General features: G+C 69.0%; 4 protein-coding genes. 2 read left to right on the top strand and 2 right to left on the bottom strand.

Annotation, left to right across the window (positions count from 1 at the left end):
* A partial coding sequence (locus tag ACIQ6O_RS12800; RefSeq protein WP_396208179.1) for a response regulator occupies positions 1-1,227 on the top strand: 1,227 nt, incomplete at its 5' end.
* 11 nt (positions 1,228-1,238) lie between these two features.
* On the opposite strand, the gene ACIQ6O_RS12795 is transcribed toward ACIQ6O_RS12800, so the two are convergent.
* Together ACIQ6O_RS12795 and ACIQ6O_RS12790 are read right to left on the bottom strand one after the other, a co-directional pair.
* A complete protein-coding gene (locus ACIQ6O_RS12795; RefSeq protein WP_396208178.1) occupies positions 1,239-1,850 on the bottom strand; it encodes a thymidine kinase in 612 nt (203 codons plus the stop codon).
* Between the two features lie 3 nt (positions 1,851-1,853).
* Positions 1,854-3,797 carry a DbpA RNA binding domain-containing protein gene (locus ACIQ6O_RS12790; RefSeq protein WP_396208177.1) on the bottom strand — a complete coding sequence of 648 codons (1,944 nt, stop codon included), beginning with the start codon at positions 3,795-3,797 and terminating at the stop codon, positions 1,854-1,856.
* Positions 3,798-3,986: 189 nt separating this feature from the next.
* On the opposite strand from ACIQ6O_RS12790, the gene ACIQ6O_RS12785 reads away from it, so the two are divergent.
* The coding region (locus ACIQ6O_RS12785) for a pyridoxal phosphate-dependent aminotransferase (protein ID WP_396208175.1) at positions 3,987-4,985 on the top strand (999 nt) is incomplete at its 3' end.

Raw genomic sequence — 4,985 nt, 5'->3', positions numbered from 1 at the left:
GTGACGGCCGACCCGCTGATTCGCGCGGGCGAGGTGCGTCCGTATGCCTCGGTGGCGGTGTTCACCGACGTGACGGAAATCCGTGCCTCCGAGGAACGCCTGCGGCAGGCGCAAAAACTGGAGGCCGTGGCGCAGCTGGCCGGTGGCATCGGCCACGACTACAACAATCTGCTCACGGTCATTCGCGGGGCCACGGGCTTCCTGCGCGAAGGCGTCGGTCCCACGTCGCCGCACCTCGAGGACATTTCGGCGATCGAGCGTGCGACCGAGCGGGCCGAGGAGCTTACGCGTCGGCTGCTCGCCGTTGGACGACGCCAGATGCTTCGCGCCGAACCGGTGGAGCTCAATGCCCTGCTGACCGATCATCTGCCGATCATTCGTGACGACGTGCCGATGTCGGTGATGATCAGGCTCGAGCTCTCATCGGTGCCCGTCACCGCGGCGCTCGACCGCTCACGACTGCTCGACGCAATCCGCGCGATGGTCGACAACGCGCGAATGGCGATGCCGGATGGCGGCATGCTGGTGCTGCGGACATTCGAAGCGCAGCGCGCCCATCCCCATGAGGCGGCGCGCGACGACCGGCCCCGGTACTTTGCCGTCCTCGAGATGCGTGACACCGGGATGGGCATGAGCGAGGAGATTCGCGCGCGCCTGTTCGAGCCGTTCTTTTCCACGCAGCCATTCGGAACGAGTCGCGGCATGGGGCTCGCCTCGGTGCACGGGATGGTGCACCAGAGCCGCGGCTTCATCGAGTGCGAGTCGGAACCCGGTGAGGGAACGGTGCTGCGCTTGTTCTTTCCTCTGGTGGGCGCACCCAAGACGCCACCGGCGTCGATGCCGACCATCCCCCAGGACAAGCGCGCCGGCGGCATGTTACTCGTCGACGATGACCCGATGCTGCGTGATCTTGGCCGACGGATGCTGGACCGCCTCGGTCACACGGTGCATGTGGTGTCGTCAGGGCCGGAGGCCCTCGACTTCATGGCGGCGCGCCATGATGAGGTGTCGGTCGTCATCACTGACCTCACGATGCCGGAGATGTCCGGGTTGGAGCTCATCGAGCAGCTTGCTCTGGACTACCCGGACATTCCGGTCGTGGCCGTCAGCGGCTTTGCCGTGAACCTCGATGCGCGCGCCGATCTGGAGGCGCGGCAGATTCCCTTCGTCTCCAAGCCCTTCACCATGCAGGATCTGCAACGGGCGCTGGAGAAAGCGCTGGCGTAATCGTACGGGGGCTACAACAGGCGCTGTTGCAGCTCGTCACGTCGCGGGACCTGATGACAGGCACGGCACCGCGCCTCGTACGAATCTGCCGCGCCCACCATGATCGTGGGGGAGTCGTACGGTGCCGGTTTGCCCTCGAGCAGCCGTTGGGTCCGACTGGCCGGTGAGCCGCACAGCACGCAGATGGCGTGGAGTTTGTCCACCACCTCGGCCATGGCCATGAGCTGCGGCATGGGGCCGAAGGGCTCGCCGCGGAAGTCGGTATCGATACCCGCCATGATCACCCGACGACCGCGATCGGCGAGCCCCGAAACGACACTGACGATCCCGGCGTCGAGAAACTGCACCTCGTCGATCGCGATGACCTGCGCCATCGGATCGAGTCGGAGCAGGATCTGCGACGACGAGTCTACCGGCGTGGCGTCGAACGTACGCCGGTCGTGGCTGGAGACTGCCCACAGCCCGGCGTATCGGTCGTCGAGATGCGACTTGAATACCTGCACCCGCTTGCGGGCGATCGTGGCCCGCCGGACCCGACGCAGCAGCTCTTCCGTCTTGCCGCTGAACATCGAGCCGGCGATGACCTCCATCCATCCACCGGATGCCTGAAAGCCGCCACTCATCGATTACGCCTCGCCGTCCTGGCCGAAGGACGGACGGGCCGGACGCTCGCGCTTGGCGTGCTTCATGCGCTCGGCGCGCTCCGACCACTCGCCGCGGCTTTCGGTGCGCTCACCCACGGGACGATCGCCCCAGCTACGGCGCTCGTCGGCGGCCCGCGGCGGACGTCCGCCACCGAACCCACCGCCGAAGCCGCCACGCGGACCACGGTCGGCACCACGATCGCCGCCGGCATCGCGCCGCGGGCCACGATCGCCACGATCGAAGCTGCGCGCCGGACGCTCACCGCGTTCGCCACGATCGCCGCCTTCGCGGCGCGGACCGCGATCGCCACCGAAATCACGGCGCGGGCCACGATCGCCGAAGTCACGACGCGGGCCACGGTCGCCACCACGGTCACCGCCGAAGTCACGACGCGGACCACGATCACCGCCACGGTCCCCACCGAATTCCCGGCGCGGACCACGATCGCCGAACGACGGGCGCTCATTGCCGCGCTCGTCGATACGCGCGCTGAGACGACGGCCACGCAGCGTCGCGTTGCCGAGCGCCGCCACGACCTTCGCGGCATCAGCGGCGTCGAGTTCCACGGTGGCGTGCGACTCGTACAGGTCGACCTGGCCGATCTTCTCGCCCGGCACGCCCGCTTCGTTCGCGATGGCACCGACGATGTCACCCACACGCACGTTGTCACGCTTGCCTGCTGCGAGGAACACGCGCTGACGGCCAGCCGGCGCCGCCGGCGCATCGCCGCCGCGCGTCTGCTCACGCGGCGTTTCGCGCACGGTGCTCTTGGCGCCCGACGTGGCGGCCTTGGCGCGCAGGTTGAGCGCGTCGCGACGCGCGCCTTCATACAAGCGCAACGCGGCACACGCGAGTTCGAGCGCATCGTGCGTCTCGAGCAGCGGAGCGAGGAGCGCGAGTTCGCTGGCCGAGGCGTTGCCGTTGGCCAACGTGGAGCGCAGCGCCGTGCGCAGCTGCTGCACGCGATCTTCCGCTGCAGCCTTCTTCGGCGCGGGGGTCCACGCTTCGGCGAGGTTGAGCGTCATCCGGCGGAACGCCGGGAGTTCGTCGGGAAGGAGCAGCGCCACGGCATCCACGGGACGCATGGCGAGCGCTTCCACGACTGCGTCGTGTGTGAGCGGCGCCTCCCAGAGCACGGCGAGGGCCACGTGCTGCGCCGTCGGCTGGCGCGTGACCTGCACCGACAGGCCGTCGACGGCGATACCGAGTCGTGCGAGCGCGGCGGTCGCGTCGGTCATGCCGGCGTCGGACGCGGCGATCACCACGAGCGACGGTGGATCGGTTTCGTCGAGCACGAGGCGCAGCGCGTCGACGCGGCCGGCCGGCGACGTGAGCACGAAGCGCGGCGTGACGGCCAACGGCGTATCCCCGATGACGGGCGGCGTAATGCGACGGGCGCGGCGGAGCTGCGCCTCGAGGAACGCCTCGCTCGCCTCGTTCTCCTGTTCGAGGGTGGCCACACGGCTCACGTTGTCGGGCGCGTCGCCGAGGAGTGCCTGCAGTGTGTCGGCACCATTGGCGGCAAGGATCTCGTCGAGCCCGACGATGACCACGGTCTGCAGCTGTTCCACCGACAGGGCGGCGTCACGGCGGAGGGTCAGCAGGTCGGCCGGCGTACCGGAGACCACGGCAACAGGTGCGAGGCCCAGCACACGGCGCGCGCGCACGGCGCCGGTGACCGGCACCACGCGCACGGACGCGTCGGCGAGCAGACGGCGGGCCTGATCAGCCGCCGTCATGGCCTGTTCGATGGTGGGGGTGATGACGAGGCACACGGGGCCCCCGGGCTGGCCGCCCTCGCGGCTCCGTTCCACACCGGGGCGCATCGCCGCGGTCATCGTGCGCAAATCAGCGGGGCCCTCGAGCACCACGTGCTGGCTCCGCGTCGCCCCAGGCGACGTCTCTTCCCGATCCTGCTCGCTCACACCCACCCCTTCAGTTGTTAGTCAGCCCGGCAGCCCAACTGCCGGTTCTTGTGCGCCCGAATGGCGACTGGCCCTGCGCTGGTCCCTGATGGCGCGCGCTCCCAGAGCACGCTTAATTGCCTCGAACCGTGGTCCAACCATGGAAAGCTAGTCGGTTCCGGCCCCAAATCCACTCCGCATCCGATCGACATGCCGCTGTCATTCGTCCCCTCCCCGAACATCGCCCGGTTGAAGGAGTCGGCGACCCTCGCCGTGGCCGCCAAGGCGCGCGCCCTCAAGGCGCAGGGCATCCCCGTGATCGACCTCGGGGCAGGGGAGCCGGATTTCGACACCCCGGTGTTCATACGGCAGGCGGCGGCGCGGGCCATCGAGAGCGGTGCCACCCGCTACACCAACACCGAAGGCATCCTGCCGTTGCGTGAGGCCATCGCAGCCGACGCCAATCGCGTGCAGGTGCAGGGCGCGCCCGTGACGCCGGCGGAGGTGGTGGTGTCCAACGGGTCCAAGCAGTCGCTCTACAACGCCTGCGTCTGCTGCTTCGGCCCCGGCGACGAGGTGCTCATCCCCATCCCCTCGTGGACGAGCTACTTCGAGATGGTCGAACTGGCGCGCGCCGTGTCGGTGCCGGTGATGGGCGACCCCGCCAATTCCCTCAAGGTCACCGCCGACATGCTCGCCGCGGCGGCCACGCCGCGCACGAAGGGGCTCATGCTCAACTCCCCGAGCAATCCCACGGGCGCGGTGTATTCGCGCGAAGAGCTGTCGGCGATTCTCGCGCTCGCGGCCGATCGCGGATGGTGGGTGATCGCCGACGAGATCTACATGCGCATCGCGTACGAGCAGCGGGCGGCGTCGGCGCTCGAAATCGCCACGTCGCGCGACAACCTCATCGTGGTCAACGGTGTCGCCAAGGCCTACGCGATGACGGGCTGGCGCATCGGCTGGACGATCGCGCCGCCGGCGGTGTCGAAGGCGATGACGAATTTTCAGGGGCACACCACGTCGAACGCATCCGCCGTATCACAGTACGCCGCGCTCGCCGCCATCGCGCAGCGGGACGAGGCCGATGTGGCGGTGAACGAGATGGTGAAGGCGTTCCGGCAGCGGCGTGACGCCGTTGTCGGCGCCCTGGCCGCGTTCCCCAGCGTGCAATACGTGCACCCGGCCGGCGCCTTCTACATCTACGTG

Origin of the sequence: Gemmatimonas sp. (assembly GCF_044345575.1) — a bacterium.
GTDB lineage: Bacteria > Gemmatimonadota > Gemmatimonadetes > Gemmatimonadales > Gemmatimonadaceae > Gemmatimonas.
Note: the sequence above shows the minus strand (reverse complement) of the source record. Positions and strands in the feature narration are given on the sequence as shown.

Bases quoted from the DNA above. Each gene is read 5' to 3' on its own strand.
- ACIQ6O_RS12795 (WP_396208178.1), bottom strand. From the start codon at position 1,850: ATGAGTGGCGGCTTTCAGGCATCCGGTGGATGGATGGAGGTCATCGCC.